This is a genomic window from Deltaproteobacteria bacterium, from assembly GCA_016213065.1.
Classification (GTDB): domain Bacteria; phylum UBA10199; class UBA10199; order SPLOWO2-01-44-7; family SPLOWO2-01-44-7; genus JACRBV01.
In genome coordinates this window covers 1-2,979 of record JACRBV010000026.1, presented here as the reverse complement: position 1 = coordinate 2,979, position 2,979 = coordinate 1, and the positions used below count along the sequence as shown (strand labels likewise).

General features: G+C 46.7%; 2 protein-coding genes. Both read left to right on the top strand.

Translation table 11 applies throughout. The features are described 5' to 3' along the window. Positions 1 to 98 precede the first annotated feature (98 nt). A complete protein-coding gene (gene purQ / locus HY877_01570; protein MBI5298971.1) occupies positions 99 to 749 on the top strand; it encodes a phosphoribosylformylglycinamidine synthase subunit PurQ in 651 nt (216 codons plus the stop codon). Then, the gene (purL, locus tag HY877_01565; GenBank protein MBI5298970.1) at positions 737 to 2,902 is read left to right on the top strand and encodes a phosphoribosylformylglycinamidine synthase subunit PurL; all 2,166 of its coding nucleotides are present in this window, start codon (positions 737 to 739) and stop codon (positions 2,900 to 2,902) included. The genes purQ and purL overlap by 13 nt, the downstream gene beginning before the upstream one ends. Positions 2,903 to 2,979: the final 77 nt, after the last annotated feature.

Here is a 2,979-nt window from a genome sequence, read left to right as displayed (position 1 = left end):
TTTATCCCGATAAGGTGAAAATTGCCTCCGAGACGCTTTTCAATAAGCACTTTCCCTCTCCACCGCGGCATTATTTATAAATTTAAATAGTCAATCCTATGAAATTCGGCGTGATTCAATTTTTGGGTTCCAACTGTGATGCGGACTGTCTGCATGTTGTCCGGAATGTTTTGAAACAGGATGCCCTTTCTTTATGGCATGAAAATCCGGATCTCAAAGGGGTTGATTGTGTTATTTTGCCCGGTGGTTTTTCTTATGGTGATTATTTGCGCACGGGGGCGATGGCGGCCCGCAGTCCCATTATGAAGAGTGTTGCCGCCTTTGCGGACCGCGGTGGTTTGGTGCTGGGAATTTGCAACGGATTTCAAATTTTGTGCGAAGCGGGGCTTTTGCCCGGTGTTTTGGTGCGAAACAAAAGCCTTCAGTTTATCTGCGAGGATTGTGATTTGATTGTGGAGCGAAACGATACGCGTTTCACCTCATTATATAAGAAGGGTGAAAAAGTCCGAATGCCGATTGCCCATATGGAAGGGCATTATTATATTGATGAAGCGGGACTGAAGCATTTGGAATCAAACCGTCAGGTTGTATTGCGTTATGCCAACAACCCCAACGGATCCGTGGGCAACATTGCGGGTGTCATCAATGAAAAAGGAAATGTGTTCGGATTGATGCCCCATCCGGAGCGGGTGTGTGAAAAATTGTTGGGTGGTGAAGAGGGAGCGAAACTTTTCAAATGTCTACTTTAACCAAAGAAGAACACAGCCAAGTTGTGAAAGTTTTGGGGCGGGAACCCAATGAGGTGGAGTTGGGCGTTTTTTCCGTGATGTGGTCGGAGCATTGCTGTTATAAAAGTTCCAAAATTCATCTCAAACAATTTCCGACGAAAAGTCCACGCGTGTTGCAGGGGCCCGGCGAAAATGCGGGCATTCTGGATATTGGCGACGGCTTAGCGATTGCTTTTAAAATTGAATCCCACAACCATCCCTCATTCATCGAACCGTATCAGGGGGCGGCCACCGGTGTTGGCGGAATTTTGCGCGATATTTTTACGATGGGCGCTCGTCCGATTGCGAATCTCAACAGTCTGCATTTTGGCGCGATCGATCATCCGCGTACTCCGTATCTGGTGCGCGGCGTGGTGGCGGGGGTTGGCGGTTATGGAAATTGCATGGGAATTGCGACCGTTGGTGGCGAAACCCGTTTTGAGGAATGCTATAACGGAAATATTTTGGTGAATGCTTTTACGCTTGGCGTGATGAATAAAAATAAAATTTTTCTTGGACTGGCGGCGGGTGTCGGCAATCCCGTGATTTTGGTTGGTTCCAAGACTGGTAAAGATGGAATTCATGGCGCCACCATGGCCTCGGATGTTTTTGATTCCGAATCGGAATCCAAACGACCCACCGTTCAGGTTGGGGATCCCTTCACCGAGAAAAAATTGATGGAGGCTTGTCTCGAAGCTTTCCAGTGTGAAGGAGCCATTGTGGGGATTCAGGATATGGGGGCCGCCGGTTTTACGTGTTCCACGTTTGAAATGTCCGCCCGCGGTGATGTGGGTATGACGCTTTTGCTCGATAAAATTCCGCTTCGTGAAAAGAAGATGACTCCTTATGAAATCATGCTTTCCGAATCGCAGGAACGCATGTTGCTCGTTGCCAAAAAAGGACGTGAAGAAGAACTCAGAAAAATTTTCCAGAAATGGGAACTCGAATTTCAAATTGTAGGCGAAGTCATTGCCGAAAAAAGGGTGCGAGGATTTTTTAATGATGAAAAAGTTTTTGATCTTCCGGTTGCACCCGTCACGGATACCGCCCCACTTTACGACCGCCCCGTGAAAATTCCCAACCAAGAACGAAGAACCAAGAACGAAGAACCAAGATTTTTTACATCCCAAGATTACAATAAAGTTTTAATGCAACTTTTATCTTCACCCAATCTCGCCTCCAAAAATTGGGTTTGGCGTCAGTATGATCATATGGTGGGAACCAATACGGTGGTGAAACCCGGATGCGATGCGGCCGTCCTGCGGATCAAAGAAAATGGGAAACAGGTGGCTATGAAGGCCGATGGCAAAGCCCGATGGTGTTATCTCGATCCCTACTGGGGCGCGGTGCATACGCTGGCGGAGGGCGTGCGCAATCTTGCCTGTGTGGGGGCCACGCCCGTTGGCATTACCGACTGTCTTAATTTTGGCAATCCCGAAAATCCGGAGATCATGTGGCAATTCAAAGAGGTGTGCAGAGGTTTGACGGATGCCTGCAACGCTTTTGAAACACCGGTCGTCGGTGGCAATGTCAGCCTTTATAATGAGAGCGAAGGAAAAAATATCTATCCAACTCCCGTTGTTGCTATCGTGGGCCTTCTGGAAAAAGATGAAGAACCGCAAACCCTCTACTGGAAGCAGACAGGGGATTTCATTTATTGGATTGGGGAGACCACTTCTTCCTTAGCGGGGAGTGAATATCTAAAAGTGGTGCATAAAAAAGTGGCCGGTGCTTTAACCAAAATTGATTTTGCAAAGGAATTAACGCTACAGAAATTTTGTCTCGAAGCGATTCGCAAAAAAATCATTGCTTCGGCACACGATGTGAGTGATGGAGGGTTGGCAGTAACGCTGGCGGAATGTTCTTTTTTACCCGATGGAAATGTTTTGGGGGCAACGGTGATGTTGGAAGAAACAACTCGCCCGGATAATCTGCTTTTTGGAGAAGGTTCTCAGTCGATTGTTGTGAGTTTGGATCCTTCGAAAGAAAAAGAATTTCTGGAATTGGCGAAGAAAACAAATTGCCCCGTGAAAAAAATTGGCAAAACGGGCGGGAAAAATTTGATGATAGACGATTGGATCGATATTTCGGTTGCCGATTTGAGAACCAAATGGGAAACGGCTTTACAATTTTGAAGTTTGATTTTTAATTTTTGGAGTTTGTCTATGTGCGGCATTGTAGGTGTTTATAATCATCCGGAGGCGTCAAAGCT

Coding starts and splice junctions, on each gene's coding strand:
- purQ (MBI5298971.1), top strand. CDS start 99: ATGAAATTCGGCGTGATTCAATTTTTGGGTTCCAACTGTGATGCGGAC.
- purL (MBI5298970.1), top strand. CDS start 737: ATGTCTACTTTAACCAAAGAAGAACACAGCCAAGTTGTGAAAGTTTTG.